This is a genomic window from Paeniglutamicibacter gangotriensis Lz1y, from assembly GCF_000348945.1.
Lineage (GTDB): Bacteria > Actinomycetota > Actinomycetes > Actinomycetales > Micrococcaceae > Paeniglutamicibacter > Paeniglutamicibacter gangotriensis.
Map to the genome: position 1 here is coordinate 251,951 of NZ_AOCK01000004.1, position 25,519 is coordinate 277,469.

Sequence of the window (25,519 nt, forward strand, 5' to 3'; positions counted from 1 at the left end):
TTAGGCCTTGCCCGCCATCTCAGCTGCACCATCGGTCGTGCCTGCGACGCCGGCTGCATAGGCGTCGCGCAGGATCGCACCGAGATTAGCATCAACGTTCGTCCAGTACTGGAAGAAGCCTTCACGGATGGACTCGATGGTGATGCCCTGGCACTGGCCCAGCAGGTTCGCGTGGAAGCGTTCCTTGGACTCCGCGGTGAAGACCTCGCGGTACAGGGTGCCTGCCTGGCCGAAATCGTCGTCCTCGGAACGCAGGGTCGCGGCGGCGCGAATCATTTCGCCGTCGGTTTCCCAGCTGCCTTCTCCAGCGCGGGCTGCGTCGGCTTCCGGTCCACCGAAGGAGTTCGGGGCGTAGACGCGGGCCTCAGGTGCGTTGAAGGTGTACTGCATGGCACCTTCGTGCATGTAGGTGTTGACCTTAGCGGCGTGCGGCTGGTTGACCGGCAACTGGTTGTAGTTGGTGCCGATGCGGTTGCGCTGGGCATCCGGGTAGGAGAACACGCGGGCCATCAGCATCTTGTCGGGGCTGATGTCGATGCCCGGAACCAGGTTCGAGGGCGAGAAGGCTGCCTGCTCGATCTCGGCGAAGAAGTTCTGCGGGTTGCGGTTCAGCGTGAAGTGGCCGACCGGGATCAACGGGTAATCCTTGTGCGACCAGGTCTTGGTGATGTCGAACGGGTTGAAGCGGTAGGTCTTGCCTTCTTCATACGGCATGATCTGCACTGCGACGTCCCAAGTCGGGAAGTTCCCGGCCTCGATGTTGTCGAACAGGTCGCGACGGTAGAAGTCGGCGTCCGAGCCGGCAAGCTTCTCTGCTTCCTCGTTGGACATGTTGTGCACGCCCTGACGGGAGCGGAAGTGGTACTGCACCCAGAAGCGCTCGCCTTCGGCGTTGATCCACTGGTAGGTGTGCGAGCCGTAGCCGTTCATCTCGCGCCACGAGGTCGGCAGACCGCGGTCGCCCATCAGGTAGGTCACCTGGTGTGCGGACTCGGGGGAGTGGGTCCAGAAGTCCCACTGCATGTCGGCATCGCGCAGGCCGGAAGCGCCGAGGCGCTTCTGCGAGTGAATGAAGTCGGGGAACTTGATGCCGTCGCGGATGAAGAACACCGGGGTGTTGTTTCCGACGATGTCGTAGTTGCCTTCGGTGGTGTAGAAGCGAAGCGCGAAGCCACGCACATCGCGCCAGGTGTCGGGGGAGCCCTGCTCGCCGGCAACCGAGGAGAAGCGCAGCAGCGTCTCGGACGTGGCGCCCGGCTGGAAGACCGCTGCACGGGTGTACTTCGAAACATCTTCGGTGATAACCAATTCACCGAAGGCTCCGCCGCCCTTGGCGTGCGGGTTGCGCTCCGGGACACGCTCGCGGTTGAACGAGGCCAGCTTTTCAACCAGGTAGCGGTCGTGAAGCGCGGTGATGCCGTCGGGGCCGGAAGTCAGCGAGTGTGCGTCGCTGGCAACGGGGGCACCGCTCTGTGTGGTCGTGAAGTTCTCGCTCAAGAGATTCTCCTTCATAATATGGGGTTGGTAACTCGACTGTCGGTGTCCGGTGACGCGCTAGGCGGCAGCGCGTTTCCTGCAGTCTTCACAGATGCCCTGGTATAGGACATCAGCAATCTGGATTTCCATGCCATGGTTCTCGGACGGGACTAGGCAAGGGGCATGGCCCACCGCGCATTCCACGTCCTCGATCCGGCCACAGCCGGTACATATGGCGTGGTGGTGGTTGTCGTTCACGCGGGTCTCGTAGAGAGCCGCGGAATGCGGCGGAGTGAAGCGGCGCAGCATTCCCTGCGCCGTCAGATCATTGAGCACGTTGTAAACAGACTGGATGGAAACTTGGGGTAACAAGCAGCGGACCTCGGCGACAACTTTCTCCGCCGAGGAGTGCGGGTGCCCGTCCAGGACTTCAAGCACAGCAAGGCGACCGCGGGTAACCCGCAGGCCGAGGTCTCGCATCTGTGCCGAATAGTCCATGTGACCCATTCCACCCCCTTATTTTGATTCTGTCAAGATAAGGAAGCGCTGAGGCGTGTCGCAAATGGCTAGACTCAGGTGGTGGCCCGACTTCTTGCCGACCTGACACCTCTGCGCGACAGCCCCGCCTTCAAGCGGCTCTGGATCGGCAACGCGCTCTCCGCCGTGGGCGGGCAGCTGACCTTGGTGGCGGTCAGCCTGGAGGTCTACGCGCTGACCGGCTCGAGCCTGCACGTCGGGCTGCTGGGTGCCTTCGCCCTAGTCCCGCTGGTGCTCACCGGACTCTATGGCGGTTCCATCGCCGATGCCCACGACCGCCGCAAGGTCGCCCTGGTCTCCGCGCTGGTGCTGTGGGTGGCCACCGCCGCAATCGCCGCTCAAGCGTGGCTGGGCGTCGATAACGTATGGGTACTTTACGGCTTGGTTGCCATCCACTCGGCCGCCGGCGGCATCAACCAGCCGGTGCGCGGAGCCATCATCCCCGCCATCGTCGGACTCAAGGCCTTGCCCGCGGCCAACTCCTTGAACATGGTCACCTTCGGTATTGCCCAAATGGTCGGGCCGCTGCTCGGCGGGCTGCTCGTTGCTCAGTTCGGATTCGGCTGGACCTATTCCATCGACGTGCTCACCTACACCGCCGCTGTCTGGTCGGTCTACAAGTTACCTTCATTACCTCCCGAGGGGACCCCTGCCAAGGCCGGCCTGCGCTCGGTCATCGAGGGGTTCAAATTCCTGGGCAGCTCCCCGAACGTGCGCATGACGTTCCTGATCGATATGGCAGCGATGGTGTTGGCGGCGCCGAGGGCGCTGCTGCCGGCCATCGGCGCGGTATTGATCGGCGGGGGAGAGCTGACCATGGGACTGCTGCTGGCCGCCACCGCCATGGGCGCCTTCCTGGCCGGGATGTTTTCCGGACCGGTGGCCCGCATTCACCGGCAAGGCCTGGCGGTGTTCATCTGTGTCTGCGTGTGGGGCGCGAGCATCGGACTCTTCGGAGTGGTGGTGCTGCTGGCCTCGCGCGGTCCGGTGCCCCTCGACGGGTCTGCCGGGCCCTGGCTCTGGCCCGCTGCTGCCGCCATGGCGCTGGCCGGAGTCGCCGACGCCATCTCCTCGGTCTTCCGCACCACCATCTTGCAGACGGCAACACCGGACCGTCTGCGCGGGCGCCTGCAAGGGGTCTTCATCGTGGTCGTTGCCGGCGGGCCACGCCTGGGCGAGATGCTCTCCGGAGCCTTTGCTGCGCCCCTGGGCGAAGGGTGGACGTTGGTGGCCGGCGGCATGGCCTGCATCGTGGCCGCCGCCCTCCTGATGCGCCGGGAGCCGGGCTTCCTGCGGTACGACTCCAGACAGCCGACTTCCTGAGTGTCGGTCCGGCGGGAACAAAGCCAGCACACAGCAGGTTTAATTAGACTGGACGTTAGCTATGCATCCGGTGTACCCGGAACTGACATCAAGGAGAGAACCGCAGTGCACAATCACAACAACGGCTTGAAGACGGCGGGGCTGCTGGGCGGCATGTTCGCGATGCTGCTGGCCATTGGTGCCTTGCTGGCGTCGGGAACCGGAAGCAGCGCCTTCATCTGGATCTTCGCCCTGATCGGTGTGGGCACCACCGCCTACGGCTACTGGAATTCGGACAAGCTGGCCATCCGTTCGATGCAGGCCCGCCCGGTCACCGAGGCGGAGCAGCCGGCCATGTACCGGATCGTGCGCGAGCTCTCGATGACGGCGCAGGAACCCATGCCGCGCCTCTATGTTTCCCCCACCTCCGCACCCAACGCCTTTGCCACCGGCCGTAACCCGCAGAATGCCGCGGTGTGCTGCACCGAGGGCATCCTGACGCTGCTCAACGAGCGCGAATTGCGCGGGGTGCTGGGGCACGAACTGATGCACGTGTACAACCGCGACATCCTGACCTCCTCGGTGGCCGCCGCGGTGGCAGGCGTGATCACCTCGGTGGCACAGATGATGCTCTTCTTCGGAGGCGGGGACCGGCGCAACGCCAACCCGATCGCGATGATCGCGATGGCTCTGCTGGCCCCGCTGGCCTCGACGGTGATCCAGATGGCCATCAGCCGAACCCGCGAATACGATGCCGACGAAGACGGCGCGAAGCTGACCCAAGACCCGCTGGCCCTGGCCTCTGCCCTGCGCAAGCTCGAGAGCGGGGTGCAGCGCGCACCGCTACCGGCCGACAACCAGCGTCTGGTCAATACCTCGCACCTGATGATCGCCAACCCATTCCTGGGTGGTGCCAAGAAGCTCTTTTCCACACATCCGCCCATGGACGACCGGGTGGCGCGGCTCGAAAAGATGGCCGGACGCCCGCTCGGTTCCTGATCCGACCAGTTTCCTCGGTGGTCAGGGGGCGAGGCATTCCCCGTTTCATTGCTGACAGTATGCAGCCAGCGATCGACGATGAAGATGGCGAAGGCCGGGACCAATGGTCCCGGCCTTCGCCATCACCTGCCTACGCGCAGCAGGCTCAAATACAGTCCGCTTAGCGGAAGTTCACAAACTGCAGGTCTGCTTCGTCGAAGCCGCGCAGCAGGGTCATGGTGGCCTGCAGGTCGTCGCGTGACTTCGAGGACACGCGCAGCTCATCACCCTGGATGGTGGACTTCACGCCCTTGGGTGCCTCGTCGCGAATCAGCTTGTTGATCTTCTTGGCAACGTCCTGGGCAATGCCCTCAACGATCTCGGCCTCGATGCGGTATTCCTTGCCCGAGGCGTACGGCTCGCCGGCTTCCAGGGACTTCAGGGAAATGTTGCGTCGGACCAGCTTGGACTGGAACACATCGAGAACCGCCTTGACACGCTCCTCGGAGTTGGCCTTCATCAGGATCTTCTCGCCGCTGAAGTCGATCTCTGCACCAATGCCTTTGAAGTCATAGCGCTGAACGATCTCCTTCTGCGCCTGATTCATTGCATTGGACACTTCCTGGCTGTCGACCTTGCTGACAACATCAAAAGTTGAATCGCTCGCCATGTGAGCCTCCTCGTATAGGGAATGTGTGCTTTGCCTACAAGAGTACCGGGGCGCCGCAAGCGACCGTAAATCCGGGCTTTTCTGCTTCAAAGGGACCTCGATTTGCGCTCTGGTGAAACTCTCATGTAGAGTTTCTACTCGTTCCGAAGAGAACATTCGGCAGATTACCCGAGTGGCCAAAGGGAGCTGACTGTAAATCAGCTGGCATCGCCTTCACTGGTTCGAATCCAGTATCTGCCACCGAATGAACGAAGACCGTGTTCAAATCCTAGGATTTGAACACGGTCTTTCTCTTTGCCCCCGGCACCGTTGATGCAAGTCAGGGGAAAAAGATGAATGGGTTGGCCGAGGCAGCTGCTGGATGCGACCCACATCAACAACCTGTGCCGCTGCTCGGCCACCCACGATTCAGGCCGCCAGCTTCTGGCTCATCGGGATGACATAGATGTCCCACAGCAGCATGATGGCTTCCGCAGGAGCATCAAGGACCGCCCGATAGTGCGCCCACTGCCATTCGGTGGCCCCATTGTCTTCGAGGGGCCCTGGTGGGCATGACCCTGGGGTGAGCCAGCGGCACCCGTTCCAGATGGCTTGCAATGGTCCCACCGACGTCGCGGCGGAAGTAGTGTCTTCCAGCGGTACCGGGAATGAAGCTTTTTCCTGAATGCGCAATGCGGGGGCTACCGCGAAAGGCATCGAGTCAACGATTGCCAAATCCATGGGAAGCGCGTCGACGTACCGCTCGGCGAGAAGCATCCCCTCTGACAAAGCCTTGCGCCCGGTTCCTCCGGTAGTGATCAGCAACAATGTGCAGCGTGTCATGTCCTTGTTGAGCATCCGGATCGGTGACCGAAAAGGGGGTCACGGAGCGCAGATGCGTCCTTTCTGTATCCAAGTGACCAATGACTCCCCATGAGGAGAGCCAGAGCTGGCTAGCGAACCGGATTGCGGGCCAAGGCCCATCCGGCGCCGCGTGGTGCAGTCGATGGCAACCTCCTAGAATGATGGGGACTTCCACTCGAGCGTAGGCGCGTCGGCAGCCCCATGGGCGGGGTGCAACAAAATTGTGGATAACTCTTCTCAATCCTGATTCCAAGGTGCCGCAACGCCGCGGAACGCCGAAAATAGGCGATCGACTGGGGCACGACAGCGAACACGCGGTAATGTTGATTCATGGCTACTCTCAATATCACCGAGTCTGAGTTCACGACGACGTTGGAAGAAAATGACATTGTCTTCGTAGATTTCTGGGCTGCGTGGTGTGGTCCTTGCCGCCAATTTGCCCCCGTTTACGAGGAAACCTCCGCGAAATATCCCGAGGTGATTTTTGCGAAGGTCGACACCGAGGCCGAACAGGGACTGGCGCGAGCCGCCAACATCACTTCGATCCCGACCCTGATGGCCTTCCGTGACAAGGTGCTGGTCTTCTCCCAGCCCGGCGTCATGAACGCCTCGCAACTCGACGACCTCGTGGTCGCCGTCAAGGGCATCGACATGAAGCAAGTCCACGCGCAGATCGCAGAACAAGAAGCCCAAGCCCAGTAGCTTCGGCCCCTTTGGGGCTCAGTGGCGTCGATGATCCATCGGCGCCAACCGGGGACCGAACGCTTGTTTGCGGTGCCCAGAAAGACCGATCAAGCGCACCACGCGCTGGCGGTGACCCGACCATGGTGCCAGCAATTCCAGCATTCCTGCATCATCGACCCGTCGTCCGGTAAGCACTTGGCCGACGAAGGCCGCCAAATGATAATCGCCCACCGAAACATGGTCAGCCGAACCATGGGTGCGCTGCAACACCTCGGCAACGGTCCAAGCACCGATTCCCGGTATGGAGCTCAGCGCCGCGGCCAGAGTCCCGGTTCCCGCGACATTCTCACGTCTTGCCCCCAGCTCCAGCAGCCCCCAGCGTTCCAGACTCGCTGCCGCCGCAGCCGCACGCACCGCGGTCGCCGCCCGCCTGGCATCCACACGGGCCTGATGCCATTGCCATGTCTGTAGCGAACGGATCGCCGCGGGGGTCGGCGGCAGGCGCATATCCGCGGGGGCCGGACCTGGTGGGACCTCACCGACGGCCTCGCACACGTAGCGCCAGGCGAAATTTGCTTCAATCACCGTGACCTTCTGCTCCAAGATGGCCGGCAGCAGCGCATCAAAAACTCGTCCGGTCGACGGAAAACGCAGCCCCCGATTGAACCTCCGGCTCTGCGCCACCACCGCAGGCAAAGTCACGGGGCAGTGCCGGTCGTCGAAAGCACTCCAGTCGTCATAGGCACCCACCAGGTGCAGGCCCCGTTCGATGGCTTCCCCGGCGCCGGGCCCCCAAGCTCGCAACTCGATGGTGGGGCTCAGGCCCCCGGTGCGCGAGAGAGCCAATGTGACAGGTCCACCCGGTGTATGGAAGCAAAGCCAGGCTCGCGAGCCGGTCAGCTTGATGGTGGGATCGCCGGGCCCGCGCCGCAGGATGCCCAAGGTTTTGTCCAACGCATAGGCGCCGTCCGGCCGCCACGAGGCGTACGCATCGGCCTCGGGCAGAGCTGCAGACATATTTTCGGGCATGGTCCAAGTCTGCCATTGGCACCTCATGTCCTGGGGCCTGCGAGGATGAAGTTTCACTACGAACGGCGTCAGAAATATGACGCCCCGCCGGTAGAGTGGCGCCATGAAGTATGCACGCACAGTCCTGGACCTGATCGGGAAAACCCCGTTGGTCAAGCTCAATTCGGTCACTTCCGGCATCGAGGCAACCGTCCTGGTGAAGCTGGAATACCTGAACCCCGGAGGGTCCATCAAGGACCGCATCGCCCTGAAGATGGTGGAAAGAGCGGAGGCCTCCGGAGAACTGAAGCCCGGGGGAACCATCGTCGAGCCCACCAGCGGTAACACCGGGGTCGGTCTGGCCATGGTTGGGCAGCTCAAGGGCTACAAGACCATCTTCGTCACCCCCGACAAGGTCGGGGAGGAAAAGCGCGACGTGCTGCGGGCCTACGGCGCCGACGTCGTGGTGACCCCCACCGCGGTCGCCCCCGATTCCCCCGAGTCCTACTACGGGGTCTCTGACCGCCTTGTGCGAGAGATCGACGGGGCCTACAAACCCGACCAATTCTCCAACCCCGCCGCCCCGGACAGTCACTACGAGTCCACCGGCCCGGAAATCTGGGAAGACACCGACGGCACGCTGAGCCATGTGGTCATCGGCGCCGGCACCGGCGGGACCATCACCGGCACCGGTCGCTACCTCAAGGAAGTCTCTGCCGATAGGGCCTCGGGCCCGGTCCGGGTGATAGCCGCGGATCCCGATGGTTCGGTCTACTCCGGAGGCACCGGGCGCCCCTACTTTGTCGAAGGAGTCGGCGAGGACATGTGGCCGGGCAACTACGACCCGGCGGTGCCCGACGAGGTCATTGCGGTGAGTGACGGCGACGCGTTTGCCATGACCCGCCGCCTGGCCAAGGAGGAAGGGCTGCTGGTCGGCGGCTCTTCCGGCATGGCGGTGGTCGCGGCACTGCAGGCGGCCAAGGATCTTGCGGCCGACGCCATCGTGGTGGTGATCCTGCCCGATGGCGGGCGCGGCTACCTCGGCAAGATCTTCAATGACGACTGGATGCGTTCCTACGGCTTCCTGCGCGACGACGCGTCGGACACCGTGGGCGCGTTGCTCGCCGCGAAGCCGGCCGGGCTGCCGGACCTGGTCCACACGCACCTGAACGAGTCGGTGCGCGACGCCATCGGCATCATGAACGAATACGGCGTCTCGGCGCTGCCGGTGCTCTCGGCCGAACCGCCCGTGCGGCTGGGCGAGGTCCGCGGCTACATCGATGAGCGCACGCTGACCGAGCGGCTCTTCCGCAACGAAATCTCCCTCACCGATCCGGTGGGCCCGCTGGTCACCGGACCGCTGCCGCTGATCGGTCTCCACGAATCCATCGACCGGGCCAAGGACCAGCTCTCGACGCACGACGCCCTGCTGGTCACCGACGACGGGGCAGCAATCGGGGTTATCACCCGCCACGACCTGCTGTCCCACCTCACCCACTAAGAAAGCGGGATCCCCCTCATGCCTAGCAACAACCCAGGATTCAACACTCGCGCCGTCCATGCCGGACAGGCCTTCGAACCACGCACCGGGGCAGTAGTGCCACCCTTGCACTTCTCCTCGACCTACGCCCAGGACGGCATCGGTAACCTGCGCGCCGGCTATGAGTACGGCCGCGGCGGCAACCCCACCCGCGACGCATTGCAGGAGCAGCTGGCCGCGGTGGAAAACGGCACCCACGCCTTCTCCTTCTCCTCGGGCCTGGCCGCCGAAGACTCGCTGATTCGTGCCCTGGCCGAACCCGGGGACCACATCGTGCTGGGCAACGACGCCTACGGCGGAACCTACCGGCTGATCAACGGCGTGCTCGGTGGCTGGGGCATCGGCAATACCCCGGTGGACATGTCCGACCACGATGCCCTGCAGCAGGCCATCGGCGCCAACAAAACCAAGCTGGTCTGGGTGGAAACGCCCTCGAACCCGATGATGCGCATCACCGACATCGCCGCTGTCGCCCAGATCGCCCACGACGCCGGCGCACTGCTGGTGGTCGATAACACCTTCGCCTCCCCGGCCCTGCAGCAGCCTCTGGACCTGGGTGCCGACGTGGTGGTGCATTCCACCACCAAGTACATCGGCGGGCACTCCGATGTGGTCGGCGGCGCCATCGTGGTCAAGAATCCGGTTTTGGCCGAGGCCATCGGCTTCATCCAGTTCGCCGTCGGTGCGGTCTCCGGCCCGATGGACGCGTTTTTGACCACTCGTGGGCTCAAGACCCTGGGCGTGCGCATGCGCACCCACTCGGAAAATGCGATGGCCGTGGCACTGTGGCTTCAGCAGCGCCCCGAGGTCGAGGCAGTGCACTACCCGGGGCTGCCCGAGCACCCGGGCCACGAGCTGGCCAAGAAGCAGATGAGCGGCTTCGGCGGCATGGTCTCGGTGCAGTTCACCGGGGGCGAGAATGCGGCACGCACCATTGCCGAAGCCACCCGCGTCTTCACCCTGGCCGAGTCCCTGGGCGGCATCGAATCGCTGATGAACTACCCCTCGGAGATGACTCACGCCTCGGTCAAGGGCACCGAGCTGGCCGTCCCGGTGAACCTGCTGCGTCTCTCGGTGGGCATCGAGGACACCAAGGACCTGATCGCCGATCTGGAACAGGCCTTCACCAAGCTGTAGGCAGCTAGTGGCCTGACAGTACACAGGCAGCAAGAGCCGCGGGGCCCGAGGGAATCTTTCCCTCGGGCCCCGCGGCACGTGTAGGTGTTTGGGCAGTCGCTGCTATTCGGGCACGACCTTGCGCGCCGCCACCACCGGGGTGCGGGTCGCTGCATCGTATTCCATCACCGTCTTCCCGCCGATCCACACGCGCAGGGCCCGGGAGAGCACATTGAGCGGATCCCCGCTCCACAGCACCACATCGGCGTCCTTGCCGACTTCCAGGGACCCCAACCTCTCCGCTAAGCCCAGCACCTTCGCCGGGTTGATGGTCACGGCGCGCAGCGCGGTGTCGGGATCCAGGCCCTCCTTCACCGCCAGGGTGCATTGGTGGATCAGGAAGTTGATGGGGATCACCGGGTGGTCGGTGATGATGGAGATTTCCACCCCGGCTTCGGCCAGTCGGCGCGGGTTGGCCAGCGAGCGTCCGCGCAGCTCCACCTTCGACTTGGTGGTGAACAGCGGGCCGATGAGCACCGGCACGTTGCGCGCCGCCACCACATCGGCCAGGACATGGGCCTCGGTGCCATGGTCCAGGACCAGCTCGTAGCCGAATTCCTCGGCCAAACGCAGCGCGGTGGCCACATCATCGGTGCGGTGCGCATGCTGGCGCCACGGGATCTCACGACGCAGCACCATCGCCAGGGCTTCGAGCTTCGCATCGCGCTTGGCCGGGTCAGCGGCGGCCATATAGTTCTGCGCCTCGATGAACGCCTCGCGGATCACCATCGCGGTGCCCAGCCGAGTGGAAGGGGTCTTGCCCTTGCCCCCGTATATGCGCTTAGGGTTCTCACCTAGGGCCGACTTGATGCCACTGGGTGCCCGCAGCACCATCTCATCGATCCAGCGCCCGTGGGTGTGGATGGCCACGGTCTGCCCGCCGATCGGGTTCCCGGAGCCCGGATTCACATTCACCGCGGTGATGCCCCCGGCCAGCGCGTCATCGAAGCCCGGATCGAAGGGGTCGATGGCGTCGATGGCCCGCACCGCAGCCATATTCGGGTCGGTCATCTCGTTCACGTCGGTGCCCGAGCTGTCCTCGCCCTCCGGGTGCATGCCCAGGTGGACGTGCGCGTCGATGAGCCCGGGCAGCAGCCAGGCGCCGTGCGCATCAATTCTTTCCACGCCCTCGGGGATCGTCAGCTCGGGGCCCACCGCGGTGATCACCCCGTCGGTGGCCAACAGGGTTCCGGTGAACGGTGGCGAAGTGATCGGGACGATGCGTGCATTGGTGATGGCAAAAGTGTTCATGGCTGCACTCTTCCATGATTTCGGCCGCTCCGACATGGGCGGATCCGAATAAACAGGCATACTCAGCGCTGGTTGCGGCTCTTTTCGGCGATCCGTGATGCCCGACGCTTGGCCCGGGCGGCCTTGGCCTGCGGGGCGAAATACCGAACAGTTCCCGGGCTCCAGAGCAGCAGTACGCCCACCAGCAGCAAGGCCCCGAAGATCCCCACCCGCACCCCGCGGGTCAGCAGCGGGATGCCCACGATGATCCCGCACCAGGACAGGGACGTGCGACCGGCCAGCTGGCCGAGCCAGAGCCGGAAGGTGCAGTAGCCGATGATCAGGCCCAGACCCACCAGTGCGATGCCGGCTCCCCAGAACCCCGGGGCCTCTTGGGCCGGACGGGAAGCGGCATTGAGAAAGAATCCTGCGGCAAACGCCAGCGACGAGACCGAAGCAGCGGCCCACCACCAGCGGGCGGTCAGCAGCGAGGCCGGCACGGTGGCTTTGGCAATGTTCACGTGGTGGCCGTGAGGGCGCGTTGGTTCTTCTCCATGCACCGCAGATTACCCGATGCCGGGGGCCGACGCGGATTTTGGTGTCGCCCCCACCTTCTCGAGGTACAGGCTCGGAGCAACGGGGGCACCTCGCATAGGCTGTGTGCCATGAGTCTTCCTGCAGCTGCCACCGAAGCCGAATCCACGCCCCTGGGCACCGGAGTGTTGGAAGCGGTGTGTATCGTGCACGGGTTGAAGCCCGATGCCGGTGCCGTGGGGATCACCGCCATCGACAAGCGACCAAGCTCAGGGAAGGTGAAGGTCCGCAAGATTGGGCTCTACGCCGATGTCCAGGTGGATCGTGAGCATCATGGCGGTTACGACCAGGCGGTTTATGCCTACAGCGCCGCCGAGGCCGAGCGCTGGGGTGCGGAACTGGGCCGCGAGGTTCCCGCCGGGCTCTTCGGGGAGAACCTGCGGGTAGCCGGGATCCAGACCAGCGATGCGATCGTGGGCGAACGCTGGGCCATCGGCGCCGCGGTCATCGTGGAGGTCACCTGCCCGCGGATCCCGTGCTCCACCTTCTCCCGGCACCTGGAGGAGGAGAACTGGGTGGCGAGGTTTACCCAACGCGCGGACATCGGCTGCTTCCTGAAGGTCATCCGCACCGGGAAAATTGCTGCGGGGGACACCATCACGGTGCTTTCCCGGCCCGGGCACGGGGTGCGGATCCGCGATATTTTCCACGGCCCCACGCCGCAGCAGGCCCAGGCTCTGCTGGCCCACCAGATGGCTACCGGCATCGAGCTCCCGGCCAAGGTCTTGCGCACGCTTGGAAGTGCCCCCACGGGGTGAAAGCCGGACATCGTACCCCTGAGCGGGCTGCGTGTGCGCAACCTCACCGGCCTTGTGTCCCCAAAGCTGGGCAACAGACGATAAGATTAGGTGTTCACTGTTTCCGGCTTCCCTCGCATTCTGCCCAATTTTTGAGGCAGGAGCTCGTCGTGTGTGAGCCCGCCATCTGATGCGGGTTGTTCCTTTCATAGGGGAGTCGCCGGACCAAAGTGATGCGTCCGATTGTGCTGCGGAACCTCGTTGATACGGGGTCTATTCCGCCCCTATGAATGAGGTAATTCTCCTTGTCTTCCGACATGCCCGAAAACCAGCCCACCGCCGATTCCAAGACCGAAGAAGATTCGATTCTCTTCACCGATCTGGGCCTCGACGGCCGCGTCCTCGCCGCCGTCTCCGATCTCGGCTACGAAAAGCCCTCACCAATTCAGGCCGCGACCATCCCGGCGCTGCTCGAAGGCCGCGACGTCGTTGGCGTCGCCCAGACCGGTACCGGCAAGACCGCCGCGTTCGCCCTTCCGGCCCTGTCGAAGATGGCCGAGCTTGCCGACCTGAACGGCACTGCCCGCAAGACCCAGGTTCTGGTCCTTGCCCCGACCCGTGAGCTTGCGCTCCAGGTCGCCGAGGCCTTCACCTCCTATGCCAAGCACATGGGCGACTTCACCGTCCTTCCCGTGTACGGCGGATCCCCGTACGGCCCGCAGCTTGCCGGCCTGCGCCGCGGCGCCCAGGTTGTCGTCGGCACCCCAGGCCGCGTCATCGACCACATCAACAAGGGTTCCTTGGACCTTTCGGACCTGCAGTACGTGGTCTTGGATGAGGCCGACGAAATGCTGCGCATGGGCTTCGCCGAAGAGGTCGCCAAGATTCTTGAGGCCACCCCGGAAGAGAAGCAGGTGGTGCTGTTCTCGGCCACCATGCCTTCGGCAATCCGCCGGATCTCCAAGCAGTACCTGCGCAACCCGCAGGAAATCTCGGTCAAGTCCAATACGACCACCGAGCCGAACATTCGCCAGCGCTACGTGCAGGTCATGGGAGCCCACAAGCTCGACGCCGTGACCCGCATCCTGGAATCGGAAAAGTTCGACGGCGTCATCGCCTTCGTTCGCACCAAGATGGCCACCGAGGACCTCGCCGACAAGCTGAAGGCTCGTGGCTTCACCGCCGCAGCAATCAACGGTGACATCCCGCAGCAGCAGCGCGAGCGCACCATCGAGAACCTGCGCGATGGCAAGATCGACATCTTGGTCGCTACCGATGTCGCGGCCCGTGGCCTTGACGTTGAGCGCGTGTCCCACGTGATCAACTTCGACATCCCGCACGACACCGAGTCCTACGTGCACCGCATCGGCCGTACCGGCCGTGCAGGGCGCACCGGCGACGCGATCCTGTTCATGACCCCGCGTGAGAAGTACTTGCTGCGAGCCATCGAAAAGGCCACTCGCCAGACCGTTGAGCTGATGCACCTGCCAAGCGTTGACGCAGTCAACGACAAGCGTCTGGCCAAGTTCGCTGACAAGATCGGCGAGACCATCTCCTCGCAGGACCTCTCGGTCTTCCGCGGACTGGTGGAGAAGTTCTCCGCCGAGCACGAAGAAATCGACGAAGTCGAGATCGCTGCAGCGCTGGCGCACATGGCTCAGGGCGGTCGCCCGCTGCTCATGCAGGACATGCCTACCCCGCCGGCCAAGCAGGCACGCATGGCCAAGGGCGGCAAGGACGGCTTCGGCTCCCGCGGCCCGTCCCGCGCCCTGACCGAAGGCAACGCCACCTACCGCATTGCGGTGGGTCGTCGCCAGCGCGTCATGCCCGGCTCCATCGTTGGCGCATTGGCCAACGAAGGCGGCCTGACTTCCGCACAGATCGGCGGCATCGACATCCGTGCCGACCACACCTTGGTGGAACTGCCCGCAGATCTCTCCTCGGAGCAGAAGAATTCCCTCTCACGCACCCGCATCGGCGGCGAACTGATCCACCTGGAACTGGACAACGGGCGCAGCCCCAAGTCCGACCGTGATGACGACCGCGGTGGATACCGTGGCGGCCAGGGCGGTGGCGGCGGATACCGCGGCCAGGGCGGTGGCGGCGGCGGTTACCGTGGCGGCCAGGGTGGCGGCGGCGGATACCGCGGCGGCAACGACCGTCGCGAAGGTTCCTCCGAAGGCGGCGGCGGATACCGCGGCGGCCAGGGCGGCGGAGAGCGCAGCTTCGGCGGCCCGCGTAAGCCTCGCACCACCGGCGGCCCGCGCCGTCGCGATTACTAAGCACTAACGAATCAAGGCCCTCGGTGAGGGTGTTCTGCTCCAAATGAGGAGCGGGCACCGCCACCGGGGGCCTTGTTTTTCGTCGCTACGCGCCGAGGCGCCGTAGCAGGCATCGGGCGAACCGCCAGTGCGGTTGGAGCCACAAGGGTGGAGCCGACGCCGGACGCCGCTGAAAGGACCAGCTGGCCGCTGCCCATCTTGGCTGCTGTGGACCGCTCGCCGCAAGGGAAGATCCCAGGTGGCGAGCGGGTGAGCATCGGCCCTGTGTCAGGCGAGCCGGCTCATGATCCGAAACCAGGCGCAGTACGGTTGCCCCTGGCAGAGGGACCGTCGGGCACGGTAAATCGAGCAGCGCATGTCACGAACTTGGGGCCTCAAGGCATCATGATGTGGGGGCGAAAATAACCAGCGGTTGGAGTCCATGGGTGTCGGGGGCTTTCCAAGAGACATCGAATGGCAATAAGGGATCACCGAAATCTTCAAGGAAGCGGTGACTTGCCTCACGGCTTCGGGGCCGAATAGGACTCCTGACATGCTCCTTTCGGAAAGATTTGTGTGGTCGATCACAAAGTGCCATGCCGATTTCACGGCCTCGAAAATTGCTGGTAGAGTTCTTACTCGTTGCCCCCCTAGCTCAGTGGTAGAGCGCGTTCTTGGTAAGAACGAGGTCATCGGATCGATTCCGATGGGGGGCTCTGAATGGAATGGCCCGCGTCTGAGTCGGCCCGCAAGGGAATCTGACGCGGACGCGGGTCTTATCATTCGTGGCGGCTTAGCTCAGCTGGTTAGAGCGCACGACTCATAATCGTGAGGTCCCGGGATCGAGTCCCGGAGCCGCTACAGAATATTCCCCGTCTCTCTTCTGGAGAGGCGGGGATTTTTGTTTCTGCAGGGCAAGCCCGCCGCCGTGCTGGCTGTTTTGCAGCGCTGGCAGGATGCTGGGTGGCCCGAGTCTCCGATGGTCGACTTTGCCGCCAATCACGAAGCGCTGGCCATACGGTTGGCGTGGCCGGTTGCCACGGGCTCTGGAATGACAACACCATGGTCCTCGACAGTCAGCTGAACCGTGCCGACACCTACCTGCTTGAGGGTGTTCCTGCCGTATTCAACAAGCCAGATTCCAGATTCTTCCGTCAGGACTATGTGGATAGGTATGTGTCTTTTTTGAACGCTTCGACGGGACGTGATGTCGGCGCAGCCTGTTCCGATCGTGCGGACCTACAGTGCGGTCATCGCGGGCGTGGGACATTGACATTACCGCGTATTCGCGCTTTACAACCTGGTCGGTGCCCTGTTGCCGGGCGTCAGGGTCACCATATTTGGTTTCTGGCTGGGCCAGTACGTATGGGTCGGTAAAAACATGGACATGATGTTCATTGTCATTGTGCCCATCTCGGCGCTACCGAATGGCGTGGAACTACCCAAAGTCCGGCCTTTCGATCCGGTCCAAAGGTAGTCGCACCCGCAGGAGCAGGTCCGAAGACTTGACCCCACACACGGCCGAATGTGCTGTTCGTCATGTCCGTGTGTTTGGATGTGCATTTCGGGTCGATCGTTGTGTAGAGTAATTTCTCGTTGCCCCCCTAGCTCAGTGGTAGAGCGCGTTCTTGGTAAGAACGAGGTCATCGGATCGATTCCGATGGGGGGCTCTGAAAAAGAACCGCGGTCGCCTCCGAAATCTGGAGGTAACCGCGGTTCTTTGTTTTGCTGCTGAGTCTGGCTATTTGCGCAATGACGTATTGCCGCTGACCTTCGATACGATCCGGTCAATCAGGATTCCCAGTCCGATGGCCACCGCCACGGCTACGACCATCCCCAGCAAATGATGCTCCTCGAACCAGCGCCCGGCCAAAACCCCGATCATCACCGAATACGCTGCCCACGCCAAGCTGGAAAAGCTGGTGAGAATGACGAATTTGCGTTGCGGGAATTTTGTGGCACCTGCAACCAGGTTAACCGCGACGCGGCCAATGGGCACGAAACGAGCGACCAAGATCAACGACACCGGGCGAAGACGTAATTCATAGCCGGCCCAAGCGAAGGCATGTTGCAGACGTTTCCTACGCATCCACGCGAACCTGTCTGTTCCAATGCCCCGTCCGATCATGTAAGCCACGTTGTCGCCAACGAAGGCTCCCAGGCCCGCCACCAGCCCCAGAACCCAAGGGTTGGGATTTCCGTGGGTTGGAACCAAGGAAGCAAGGGCAACAACCAGGGACTCGCTGGGCACCGGAGGGAAGAAGCCGTCAATGGCACAGAAAAGAAAAATCATGAGATACGACAGGGGATTACCTGCCGCAGCGAATATGAAAGCGCTTATCGCGTCCAAGGCGGTGGAGAAAAAGTCCAAGCGAAATCCTGTCCGTTCCAGGCGCCCCTCAACCATCGCTGCGGGCGCGGCTATCCTCTTCCAAGGCTAACCACGAGCCATCCCATTTCCTACTTGGCAGAAAAATGTGATGATTCCGACTCAATCCGAAGGTTCACAAGGGATGGCCGATAGGATGGACAAAGCGTGAATGCTGCATGGACACGTGCCGGGCCGAGATTGAGGGACTAGGCAGAGCCACTCGCAAAGTACGACTACGAACCTTCAGGAAAGGACGAAGCTCATGCCGAAGGCGGACTTCAACCAAGAGTTCCCGACCAGGGCTTCTCTGCGGCGCGCCCGCGAAGCCGAACTGGAGGCCCAGGAGAAGGCCGGAGAAGAAGCCAATCGGACCGATAGTTCGCCTCAGGCAGCTGACGAGTTCGACGCAGTTCCTGAGGCGGGATCGACCGGGACCTCTGCCGGTCCCGGCAGGCGCAGCCCCGAGGTTTCCACACCTGCAGCGAAACCCGCACCCACAAGCGCCACTTCGGCTCCCACAGCAGCAAAGCCGCTGCCTAAGCCACCCGTCGCGGCCGCCGGACCAGCAAAATTCATGCCGGCAGCCGACGCTCGCCAGACAAAAGATGCAGACAGCAAGACCCCATCCAGGCCGGCGGTACCGGCCCCGGTGACGAAGGACGCAGCAGCGGCTGCAACAGTCGCGAAGCCGACTCCGAAGGCTGAGCCCAAGAAATCGGCTCCCACCGCGCCGACAGCTCCCACTGCCTCAACGGCAGCGAAGCCAACGGCGACAAAGCCTGCACAGCCAAAGCCTCAAGCACCCGCAGCGTCGAATCCGGCCAAGCCCTCGGCTCCGGCATCAAAGTCCGCAGGCCCCGCCGTTGTGCCGGCGCCAAAGACTGCCGACAAGAATTCAGCAACAGCGCAGTCCGCACCCACTGCAGCAGCGAAGCCCGCGGCGCAAGCCACGGCCGCGAAGCCGGTGGCAGCCTCGAAACCAACGCCAGCGAAGCCGGTGGCCGCGACTCCTGCCCCGAAACCAGAGCCGGTCAAGCCCGCGGCAGCCACCCCGACACCGAAGCCAGCTCCAGCCAAGCCTGCGGCAGCCACTGCGGCGCCGAAACCCGTGCCCGCGAAGCCAGCCCCAGCCAAGACGGCGGGAAATACACCGGCTCCGAAGCCCGCTGTAGTGAAGCCGGCATCAGCCACGCCGGCCGACACGCCGAAGCCTGCCAACGCCCAGAAGCCAGCCGGGCCCAAAGCCGCACCGGAGTCGGCAACACCGACTGGCGCAACACCAGTGCCGCCGAGCGCAGCATCCCCGGCAACCGCCGAGGACCTCTCCACTTCCGCGGGCCGCCGCCAGGCCTTCCGCGAGCTCAACCCGGCCGCCGGAACCCGTGACACGTTCCTTCGCCCGGAAGACGAAACAACTTTCCGCGCCGAACGTGGCTTCCGCGGTTTCCTCTCCCGCCTGGGCTTCAATATGGCGCCGTCGGTCGAAGAAGTCGAAGAACGCAATTGGCGTCGCACCGTGGGGACCCGATTGGCCGAGTCCAAGACGATTTCCGTGGTCAACGGCAAGGGCGGGGCCAACAAGACTCCCACCGCGGTGCTGCTTTCGGCAGTCTTCGGTCGCAACACCGGTGACCCGGTGCTGGTCTGGGACAACAACGGCACCCGCGGAACCCTCGGCTGGCGCACCATCCAAGGCACGCACGGGGCACATTCCATGGACCTGCTGGCCGCCGCACCGGGGCTCAAGGACGTCAAGGTCGGGGATCCAGTCATCCACGACTACACGCACTACCAGCCCGAGGACTGCTACAGCGTGCTGCGCACCGACCCCACGCTGCTGGCCAGCGAGCAGTTCGTCAACGCTGCGGACTACGACAAGCTCCATGAAATCGTCTCCAAGTTCTTTGCCCTGACCATCGTGGACTCGGGCAACGATGAATCCGCCGAGCGCTGGATGCGGATGATCGATCACACCGACCAGCTGGTCATCGCCAGCACCACGGTGGAGGAACACGCCGAGGCCGGCGCCCTGCTGCTCGAGGCCCTGGCCAAACGCGGGGGACACTACGCAGACCTAGCAAAAAATGCCGTGGTGATCGTCTCGCAGCACGAACCCCACGGAAACAGCGAACAGCTCGACCGCATCGCCCACGGCTTCCGCCGCCTGGCGCGCTCCGTGGTGACCGTCCCCTACGATGCGGCACTGGTCAAGGGCCAGATCCGCTTCGAAGGGCTGCGTCCGGCAACGCGTCGTTCCTGGCTGCACGCCACGGCCGCGGTGGCCGGGGCGCTGCACGACTAAGGTGCAAGATCCCTGGCTGCTGTGCCGCGGCATCGGCTGGCCCTCGGAGCCAGGGACCCCGGCATTGGTGCTCGACGATGCCCAGGGGCACGGCCACGACGTGCCCCTGGAACCCGGCACCGTGCTGGGCTTCACGGTGTTGCCCGGGCGCTGGTGCCTGGGCCACCAAATCATCAAGGACCGGACCCATCGCACGCTGGTGCCCTGCCCCAGCGATGAACAACTGAGCGCCGGAACCCAATGCACCGGGTGCCAGAGCCTTGATGAGTCCAGGGCCATGCATGACTTCCACCGCTCCGGCCGCGCCGGTGCGGGACTACGCGACTACCTGGGTCAGCCGCACTGGCTCTATGTTGCCACCTTCGCCCACGGCACCACCAAGATCGGCACCGCGGCCGGCCCCAGCAAATGGCGACGCCTGGCCGAACAGGGCGCCATCGCGGCCCGCTATGTTGCTTGGTGCCCCGACGGGGCAGTGGTACGCATCCTGGAGGACCTAGCCACCAGCGAACTTGGGCTCACCCAGCAGGTGCGTGCCGCATCCAAGGCCCGTGGCTTGCTGGAAAACCCGGTAGGGAGCGCCGCGCTCGAGGCGCTCAACGCCGCCGCCGCGGCCGAAGCCCGCACCCTGGTCTCCGGTTTAGACGCCGGGATCCTGGCCGGGTCGCAGGTGGTGGAGGAAACCTGGGAGGCGCCCGAACAGGGCCGGGAGCTGTTGGCCGGATTCGATACGCAGTTGCTGCAGCCCTATCCGGAGTATCTGAGCCACGGGCAGCACGGATTCGTGGTGCATTCGATCTCCGGGCAGGTGCTGGGTGTTGGCCTGCTCGGGCAGCCCGAGACCTTCGTGGCGAATGCGGCACTGCTCAAGGGCCGCAAACTGGTCTTCGGCACGTATGTGACCGAACCGCCAGCGGTGCAAGGCGCCCTGTTCTAACCCGATTTGCCGTGCTGAATTAGGATTGGATCATGACCAATACCCCCTGGGAAGCTTCGTCCGGACTGTATAAGAAACTGGCCATCGGGTCGATCGTGATTTCCGCCACCGGAATCATCTTGGCCCTCATCGGGGCCAACACCCACAACCGCCCGCTGATGTACACCGCACTGGGCATCATCGGCGTCGGGCTGGTGGCCCACCTGATCGGGATGACGGTGCGCGCCCGCGACGCCAGGGCCTGGCGCGTCTCCCAGGGACTAATCAAGCCGCGTCCGGCGAAGCGGAACAAGAATACTCCCGGGGACAGGGCCTAAACCGCCGACCCCGTGCGGGCCAATCCCCACACTGCACACACTTAGTTAGCATCAGCCACGACACAGGAGCGGCATACCGATGAGCATCAACCCCGAACTGGCAGGCCGGAGCTACCCGGCCCAGGAGCCCTATGTGGTGGGCCGCGAGAAGATCCGCGAATTCGCCGCGGCAGTGAAGGCCACCCACCGGGCCCACTACGACCTGGACGCCGCAGCGGACCTCGGGCACAGTGACCTGTTGGCCCCGCCGACCTTCGCCATCGTCGTGGCCCAACGCGCCGACGCGCTGCTGGTCAACGATCCGGCCAGCGGCATCGACTTCTCCCGGGTGGTACACGCCGACCAGCGCTTTACCCACCACCGTCCCATCGTTGCCGGAGATGAACTGGTGGCCGAACTGCACGTGGATACCGTGCGCACCATGGGCGGCGGCGCGATGATTTCCACCCGGGCAGAAATCACCACCACGGCGGGCGAAGCGGTTGCCACCACCGTTTCCTCGATCCTGGTACGCGGAGAGGAAGCGTAATGATCGACTTCAATACCCTTCAAAAGGGTGCGCAGATCGGATCCACCACTGTCTTCGTGAACCGCGGGGACCTGGTGCGCTACGCCGGGGCCTCGGGGGACTTCAACCCCATCCACTTCAATGAGCGCTTCGCCACCGAGGTCGGGCTGCCCGGGGTCATCGCCCACGGCATGTTCACCATGGGCGCGGCAGTGCAGCTGGTTACCGACTGGGCCGGGGATCCGGGCGCGATCATCGACTACCAGAGTCGTTTCACCAAGCCCGTCCCGGTCGCCGACCCGGATGGAACCAATCCTTCCGACGCGCCGGGAACCGCGATCGACATTGTGGGCACCATCGGCGCACTGGACGCCGAGGCCCGCACCGCCCGCGTGGATCTGAGCGTCAGCGTCGAAGGCACCAAGGTGCTCATCAAGGCCCAGGCCGTGGTGCAGCTCTGAAACCAGCAGCCAAACCCGCGGCGCGCGCCAAGGCGGGCCAGGCCAATCCCGAGGTGCTGCCCTGGCGCAACGGCGTGCTGGCGCTGTATCTGGCCTCCGGGCTGAGCCTTTCCACCCTGGTCTCCCGGTTGCCGGCGGTACGTGACGCGCTGGGGCTCAGCCACGGGGAGGTCGGCCTGCTGCTGCTGTGCATGACCGCCGGTTCCTTCGCCTCGGTCTCGGTCTCCGGGGCCGTGGTGATGCGCCTGGGCTCCAAACGCACCCTGCGCTTCGCCGCATCGCTGACCGCGATCGCGCTGGCCCTGGTGGGGGTGGCCGCCGCCGGATTCAACTCGTTGGCCGCCACCGGGGTGGCATTGGTGCTCTTCGGAGTCGGGAACGCGGTCTGGAACGTGTCCTCCAACGTCCAGGGGGCGGCCATGGAACGGGCCCTGGGCGTACCGATCATGCCGGTGCTGCACGGCTTCTTTTCCGTGGGCACCGTGCTGGGTGCCGCGGCCGGCGCCCTGGGAGCGGCGCTGCACCTACCGATTTCCTGGCACTTCGCGATCCTCTCGGTCGTGGTGCTGGCCCTGATCGTCACCGGCACCCGGGCCTTTCGGGCCGATCCCTCCAACCAGGGCAGCGGGCACTCCAATAGCTCGCTGTTGGCCGATGGCTGGCGCGAACCGCGCACCCTGGTGCTCGGGGCGCTGGTGCTGGGCATGGCGCTGGCCGAGGGCGCGGCGGGGGACTGGGTGGCGCTGGCGCTGGCCGACGGCTATGACGCGATCAACTCCGTGGGTGCCGTGGGCTACGGCGTCTTTGTCACGGCCATGACCCTGGCTAGGCTGGGCGGCGGGCAGATCCTGAAGCGGCTGGGGCGCGTGTTGGTCCTTCGGCTCTCCGCGGCGTCCACCCTGGCCGGGTTGCTGCTCTTCGTCTTTGGTCCCTCCATCCACACCGCCTTCGCGGCCCTGGTGTTGTGGGGCCTGGGCGTGGCCATGTGCTTCCCGGTGGCCATGAGCGCTGCCTCCGATGACCCGATGCGGGCCGCGGCACGCGTCTCGGTGGTCTCCACCATCGGCTACGGCGCGTTTTTGGGCGGGCCGCCGCTGCTGGGCCTGTTGGCGGATAAGATTGGCCTGCTGCACGCCCTGGGCTACGTGGGCATCCTCGTGGCCATCTCCTTCTTCCTGGCCCCCGCCGCGGCAGAAGCCAAGAAGAACCCTGGCACGACCCCCTCCCCCTCGACCCCCAAGAACTAAGGCGCAAACCACCGTGAACACCCAGCTGCTCGCACCCCTGACCACCACCGGCGTCGGCGGCCCCGCCGGCATCTTCATCCGTGCGGACACCGAGGAGCGGATTACCGCCGCGCTCAGCGCCGCCGACGCGGCCGGGGAGGACCTGCTGATCGTTGCCGGTGGCTCGAATCTTTTGATCGACGACGCCGGGTACGCCGGCACGGTGCTGCAGATCGCCAACCGAGGGGTGGTGATCGGCAAGGAGTTATCCGACGGGCGCATCCGCGTGGACATCGCTGCCGGGCACCCGTGGGACGATGCCGTCGCCCAAACCCTGGCCGCGGGGCTCTCCGGGCTCGAGGCGCTCTCCGGGATCCCCGGATCGGCCGGGGCCACCCCGGTGCAGAACGTTGGCGCGTACGGCTCCGAGGTCGCCCACACGTTCCTGGAGGCCAAGGTGTATGAGCGTGCCACCGGGCGCACCACCTACTTCGGCAACGCGGGGCTGGGCTTCGGCTACCGCGACTCGCTGCTCAAGCGCAGCACCACCAACGGCTCCCCGCAATACGTGGTCCTCGAGGTGTCCTTCGCCCTTCAACGCAGCAACATCTCGGCACCGATCCGCTACCAGGAACTGGCCAAGTCCCTGGACGTTGAGGTCGGCCAGGGCGCCGATGCATCAGCGGTGCGCACCACGGTCCTGGGTTTGCGCGCCTCCAAGGGCATGGTGCTGGACGCTGCGGACCGCGATACCTACTCCACCGGCTCCTTCTTCACCAACCCGATCGTTCCTGCCGAGGTGCTCGGCTCGCTGCCCGAAGGCACACCGAATTTCCCGGTGGACACCCCGGGGAAGGTCAAGCTCTCAGCGGCCTGGCTGATCGATCGGGCCGGCTTTGCCAAGGGCTACGGGCTCGAAGGCACCGACGGTGAGGCACTGGCCGCCGGGCGGGCCTCGCTGTCCACCAAGCACACCCTGGCCATCACCAACCGCGGGGACGCGACCAGTGCGGACATCCTGGCCATTGCCCGGGCCGTGCGTGCCGGGGTGCAAACGCGCTTCGGCATCGAACTGCACAACGAACCGCTCTTGATCGGCTGCGCCCTGTAAGGAATCGTGGGACACACCATGGCCCCCAAAGAACTGCAGCTCACAGCCGCGCAACGCAGAACCGTCGCCCGTCTGCGCCTGGCCGCCCAGGGACTGCTGCCCGGTATTCCGCCGGGCACCAGCAATGCCCCGGCCACCACGCCCGGCCACGTTCTTGAGGCCCTGGGCATGATGCAGGCCCAAGACCTATCCCAGGGATGCTGGGCCGTGGGGGTGCGCCTGCCAGGCTCGGGACTCAGCGATATCCATGCGGCACTGGCCAACGGGTCAATCATCCGCTGCTGGGGTGCGCGCGGCACCCTGATGCTTGTATCCCCGCAGCTGCACGGCACCCTGCTATCGGTGACGGCACCGCGGATGAATGCCACCATGGCCACCACCCGGGCGCAGGAAAACATTACCGAGGACGAAATCGGGACGCTGGCCCAGGTGGCGCGTGAACGCTGCGCCGGGGCCGGTGCCACCCGCGCGCAGCTGCTGGCATCCTTTGCCGCCTCCGGCTCCAGTCTTGCGGGGCAGCGCGGCTACCACCTGATCGTGGCCGTCAGCCTGCGCGGGGTGATCGTTCAGGGTCCCATGGAACCGGGCAGCGCGACCCGGCAACTGTTCCTGGATGCCGCCGAATGGATCCCGGACGCCGGGCAGCCAACCGATGCGGCCGCGGCCCTGGTCCTGCTGGTGCAACGCTATTTTGAATCCCACGGCCCAGCGACGATCGCCGATTGCGCGTGGTGGCTGGGGGTACCGCTGACCCCGGTACGCGCCGCGGTGCGTGAACTGGGCCAGGGACTGGGCAGCACCGAGCTCGGCGGAGTCACCTACCACTATGCTCCGGCGCACGCGGAGCGTTGGGCGAAGCCGCCCGGGGCACGCAGCGTCCTGGCCCTGCCGGGCTTTGACGAGTTTTTGCTCGGCTACCGGGACCGCTCGGCGACCTTGCCGGTCGAGCACGCCCAGGCGGTCACCCCGGGTAAAAATGGGATTTTCTTGCGCACCGTGGTCGCCTCCGGGCAAACCATCGGCACCTGGCGACCCGTTGGCACGGGCACCGGCAAGGGCACCTCCGGCAGCAGTACATCTGCCACCGGCGCGGCGCATCCCGGGGGATTTGTGCCCTTTGAGCCCGGTTTAGGACCGGTCCGCGCCCGGCAGATCACCGCCCGGCTGCAGTCTCAGCTGGAGTTCGGAAAGCACTGAGCAGCGGGTCGGCACAGGCCTGCAACAGGTGGCCATAACGCCCCCAAAGTAGG

Annotated in this window: 24 protein-coding genes and 4 tRNA genes; 19 read left to right on the forward strand and 9 right to left on the reverse strand. The window is 64.7% G+C overall.

Annotation, left to right across the window (positions count from 1 at the left end):
• Positions 1–1,497: a catalase gene (locus tag ADIAG_RS08585; RefSeq protein WP_007270959.1), complete on the reverse strand. Its 1,497-nt coding sequence runs from the start codon at positions 1,495–1,497 to the stop codon at positions 1–3.
• A 57-nt stretch (positions 1,498–1,554) separates the two neighbouring features.
• Positions 1,555–1,983 (reverse strand): Fur family transcriptional regulator, encoded by a 429-nt coding sequence (locus ADIAG_RS08590; protein WP_007270960.1) that lies wholly within the window; start codon positions 1,981–1,983, stop codon positions 1,555–1,557.
• 72 nt (positions 1,984–2,055) lie between these two features.
• Here ADIAG_RS08590 and ADIAG_RS08595 point away from each other — a divergent pair, with 72 nt between their 5' ends.
• Positions 2,056–3,336: an MFS transporter gene (locus tag ADIAG_RS08595; protein ID WP_043474285.1), complete on the forward strand. Its 1,281-nt coding sequence runs from the start codon at positions 2,056–2,058 to the stop codon at positions 3,334–3,336.
• Between the two features lie 105 nt (positions 3,337–3,441).
• On the forward strand, positions 3,442–4,314 hold the full coding sequence (gene htpX, locus ADIAG_RS08600) for a zinc metalloprotease HtpX (RefSeq protein WP_007270962.1): 873 nt from the start codon (positions 3,442–3,444) through the stop codon (positions 4,312–4,314).
• A gap of 160 nt (positions 4,315–4,474) precedes the next feature.
• Here htpX and ADIAG_RS08605 read toward each other — a convergent pair whose 3' ends face one another.
• The gene (locus ADIAG_RS08605; RefSeq protein WP_007270963.1) at positions 4,475–4,963 is read right to left on the reverse strand and encodes a YajQ family cyclic di-GMP-binding protein; all 489 of its coding nucleotides are present in this window, start codon (positions 4,961–4,963) and stop codon (positions 4,475–4,477) included.
• A 158-nt stretch (positions 4,964–5,121) separates the two neighbouring features.
• Here ADIAG_RS08605 and ADIAG_RS08610 point away from each other — a divergent pair.
• A tRNA-Tyr gene (locus ADIAG_RS08610) sits at positions 5,122–5,203 on the forward strand.
• Positions 5,204–5,371: 168 nt separating this feature from the next.
• Here ADIAG_RS08610 and ADIAG_RS08615 read toward each other — a convergent pair.
• Positions 5,372–5,785 carry a hypothetical protein gene (locus ADIAG_RS08615; RefSeq protein ID WP_007270964.1) on the reverse strand — a complete coding sequence of 138 codons (414 nt, stop codon included), beginning with the start codon at positions 5,783–5,785 and terminating at the stop codon, positions 5,372–5,374.
• A gap of 351 nt (positions 5,786–6,136) precedes the next feature.
• Here ADIAG_RS08615 and ADIAG_RS08620 point away from each other — a divergent pair, with 351 nt between their 5' ends.
• Entirely contained in the window at positions 6,137–6,508 is a 372-nt protein-coding gene (locus tag ADIAG_RS08620; RefSeq protein WP_007270965.1) for a thioredoxin family protein, read from the forward strand.
• Between the two features lie 18 nt (positions 6,509–6,526).
• Here the strand turns inward: ADIAG_RS08620 and ADIAG_RS08625 are convergent, their stop codons facing one another.
• Positions 6,527–7,519, reverse strand: coding sequence for a DNA-3-methyladenine glycosylase family protein (locus ADIAG_RS08625; RefSeq protein WP_043474132.1), 993 nt, complete (start codon positions 7,517–7,519; stop codon positions 6,527–6,529).
• A gap of 103 nt (positions 7,520–7,622) precedes the next feature.
• Between ADIAG_RS08625 and ADIAG_RS08630 the strand changes: the two genes are divergently transcribed.
• Together ADIAG_RS08630 and ADIAG_RS08635 are read left to right on the forward strand one after the other, a co-directional pair.
• Positions 7,623–8,999, forward strand: coding sequence for a cystathionine beta-synthase (locus tag ADIAG_RS08630; protein ID WP_007270967.1), 1,377 nt, complete (start codon positions 7,623–7,625; stop codon positions 8,997–8,999).
• An 18-nt stretch (positions 9,000–9,017) separates the two neighbouring features.
• A complete protein-coding gene (locus ADIAG_RS08635; RefSeq protein ID WP_007270968.1) occupies positions 9,018–10,175 on the forward strand; it encodes a cystathionine gamma-synthase in 1,158 nt (385 codons plus the stop codon).
• Between the two features lie 102 nt (positions 10,176–10,277).
• On the opposite strand, the gene ADIAG_RS08640 is transcribed toward ADIAG_RS08635, so the two are convergent.
• Both ADIAG_RS08640 and ADIAG_RS08645 read right to left on the reverse strand, forming a co-directional pair.
• Positions 10,278–11,465, reverse strand: coding sequence for an amidohydrolase (locus tag ADIAG_RS08640; protein ID WP_007270969.1), 1,188 nt, complete (start codon positions 11,463–11,465; stop codon positions 10,278–10,280).
• Between the two features lie 62 nt (positions 11,466–11,527).
• On the reverse strand, positions 11,528–11,965 hold the full coding sequence (locus ADIAG_RS08645; protein ID WP_007270970.1) for a hypothetical protein: 438 nt from the start codon (positions 11,963–11,965) through the stop codon (positions 11,528–11,530).
• Between the two features lie 144 nt (positions 11,966–12,109).
• Between ADIAG_RS08645 and ADIAG_RS08650 the strand changes: the two genes are divergently transcribed.
• From ADIAG_RS08650 to ADIAG_RS08675, 5 genes are all read left to right on the forward strand, one after another.
• The gene (locus ADIAG_RS08650; protein ID WP_007270971.1) at positions 12,110–12,796 is read left to right on the forward strand and encodes an MOSC domain-containing protein; all 687 of its coding nucleotides are present in this window, start codon (positions 12,110–12,112) and stop codon (positions 12,794–12,796) included.
• A 296-nt stretch (positions 12,797–13,092) separates the two neighbouring features.
• Positions 13,093–15,057: a DEAD/DEAH box helicase gene (locus tag ADIAG_RS08655; RefSeq protein ID WP_007270972.1), complete on the forward strand. Its 1,965-nt coding sequence runs from the start codon at positions 13,093–13,095 to the stop codon at positions 15,055–15,057.
• A gap of 623 nt (positions 15,058–15,680) precedes the next feature.
• Positions 15,681–15,752: transfer RNA gene (locus ADIAG_RS08660), tRNA-Thr, on the forward strand.
• 71 nt (positions 15,753–15,823) lie between these two features.
• Positions 15,824–15,897: transfer RNA gene (locus tag ADIAG_RS08665), tRNA-Met, on the forward strand.
• A gap of 737 nt (positions 15,898–16,634) precedes the next feature.
• Positions 16,635–16,706: transfer RNA gene (locus ADIAG_RS08675), tRNA-Thr, on the forward strand.
• A gap of 71 nt (positions 16,707–16,777) precedes the next feature.
• Here ADIAG_RS08675 and ADIAG_RS08680 read toward each other — a convergent pair.
• Positions 16,778–17,386, reverse strand: a complete 609-nt coding sequence (locus tag ADIAG_RS08680; protein WP_043474289.1) for a DedA family protein — start codon at positions 17,384–17,386, stop codon at positions 16,778–16,780.
• Between the two features lie 816 nt (positions 17,387–18,202).
• On the reverse strand, positions 18,203–18,598 hold the full coding sequence (locus tag ADIAG_RS08690; protein WP_152426099.1) for a hypothetical protein: 396 nt from the start codon (positions 18,596–18,598) through the stop codon (positions 18,203–18,205).
• Here ADIAG_RS08690 and ADIAG_RS08695 point away from each other — a divergent pair.
• The 8 genes from ADIAG_RS08695 (at position 18,579) to ADIAG_RS08730 (ending at position 25,466) form a co-directional block, all read left to right on the forward strand.
• A complete protein-coding gene (locus ADIAG_RS08695; RefSeq protein WP_152426100.1) occupies positions 18,579–19,709 on the forward strand; it encodes an ATPase in 1,131 nt (376 codons plus the stop codon). The two genes, ADIAG_RS08690 and ADIAG_RS08695, sit on opposite strands and share 20 nt — an antisense overlap.
• 1 nt (position 19,710) lies before the next feature.
• Positions 19,711–20,646: a hypothetical protein gene (locus tag ADIAG_RS08700; protein WP_051059882.1), complete on the forward strand. Its 936-nt coding sequence runs from the start codon at positions 19,711–19,713 to the stop codon at positions 20,644–20,646.
• Between the two features lie 32 nt (positions 20,647–20,678).
• Entirely contained in the window at positions 20,679–20,963 is a 285-nt protein-coding gene (locus tag ADIAG_RS08705; protein ID WP_007270976.1) for a hypothetical protein, read from the forward strand.
• A 79-nt stretch (positions 20,964–21,042) separates the two neighbouring features.
• Positions 21,043–21,492, forward strand: a complete 450-nt coding sequence (locus ADIAG_RS08710) for an FAS1-like dehydratase domain-containing protein (RefSeq protein ID WP_007270977.1) — start codon at positions 21,043–21,045, stop codon at positions 21,490–21,492.
• On the forward strand, positions 21,492–21,932 hold the full coding sequence (locus tag ADIAG_RS08715; RefSeq protein WP_007270978.1) for a MaoC family dehydratase: 441 nt from the start codon (positions 21,492–21,494) through the stop codon (positions 21,930–21,932). Before ADIAG_RS08710 ends, ADIAG_RS08715 begins: the two co-directional genes overlap by 1 nt.
• A 53-nt stretch (positions 21,933–21,985) precedes the next feature.
• Positions 21,986–23,179 (forward strand): MFS transporter, encoded by a 1,194-nt coding sequence (locus ADIAG_RS08720; RefSeq protein WP_007270979.1) that lies wholly within the window; start codon positions 21,986–21,988, stop codon positions 23,177–23,179.
• A 13-nt stretch (positions 23,180–23,192) separates the two neighbouring features.
• Positions 23,193–24,269, forward strand: coding sequence for a UDP-N-acetylmuramate dehydrogenase (locus ADIAG_RS08725; RefSeq protein WP_007270980.1), 1,077 nt, complete (start codon positions 23,193–23,195; stop codon positions 24,267–24,269).
• 18 nt (positions 24,270–24,287) lie between these two features.
• Positions 24,288–25,466 carry a winged helix DNA-binding domain-containing protein gene (locus ADIAG_RS08730; RefSeq protein ID WP_007270981.1) on the forward strand — a complete coding sequence of 393 codons (1,179 nt, stop codon included), beginning with the start codon at positions 24,288–24,290 and terminating at the stop codon, positions 25,464–25,466.
• Positions 25,467–25,519: the final 53 nt, after the last annotated feature.

Bases quoted from the DNA above. Each gene is read 5' to 3' on its own strand.
- ADIAG_RS08590 (WP_007270960.1), bottom strand. From the start codon at position 1,983: ATGGGTCACATGGACTATTCGGCACAGATGCGAGACCTCGGCCTGCGG.
- ADIAG_RS08605 (WP_007270963.1), bottom strand. From the start codon at position 4,963: ATGGCGAGCGATTCAACTTTTGATGTTGTCAGCAAGGTCGACAGCCAG.
- ADIAG_RS08615 (WP_007270964.1), bottom strand. From the start codon at position 5,785: ATGACACGCTGCACATTGTTGCTGATCACTACCGGAGGAACCGGGCGC.
- ADIAG_RS08620 (WP_007270965.1), top strand. From the start codon at position 6,137: ATGGCTACTCTCAATATCACCGAGTCTGAGTTCACGACGACGTTGGAA.
- ADIAG_RS08625 (WP_043474132.1), bottom strand. From the start codon at position 7,519: ATGCCCGAAAATATGTCTGCAGCTCTGCCCGAGGCCGATGCGTACGCC.
- ADIAG_RS08630 (WP_007270967.1), top strand. From the start codon at position 7,623: ATGAAGTATGCACGCACAGTCCTGGACCTGATCGGGAAAACCCCGTTG.
- ADIAG_RS08635 (WP_007270968.1), top strand. From the start codon at position 9,018: ATGCCTAGCAACAACCCAGGATTCAACACTCGCGCCGTCCATGCCGGA.
- ADIAG_RS08640 (WP_007270969.1), bottom strand. From the start codon at position 11,465: ATGAACACTTTTGCCATCACCAATGCACGCATCGTCCCGATCACTTCG.
- ADIAG_RS08650 (WP_007270971.1), top strand. From the start codon at position 12,110: ATGAGTCTTCCTGCAGCTGCCACCGAAGCCGAATCCACGCCCCTGGGC.
- ADIAG_RS08655 (WP_007270972.1), top strand. From the start codon at position 13,093: ATGCCCGAAAACCAGCCCACCGCCGATTCCAAGACCGAAGAAGATTCG.
- ADIAG_RS08705 (WP_007270976.1), top strand. From the start codon at position 20,679: ATGACCAATACCCCCTGGGAAGCTTCGTCCGGACTGTATAAGAAACTG.
- ADIAG_RS08710 (WP_007270977.1), top strand. From the start codon at position 21,043: ATGAGCATCAACCCCGAACTGGCAGGCCGGAGCTACCCGGCCCAGGAG.
- ADIAG_RS08715 (WP_007270978.1), top strand. From the start codon at position 21,492: ATGATCGACTTCAATACCCTTCAAAAGGGTGCGCAGATCGGATCCACC.
- ADIAG_RS08730 (WP_007270981.1), top strand. From the start codon at position 24,288: ATGGCCCCCAAAGAACTGCAGCTCACAGCCGCGCAACGCAGAACCGTC.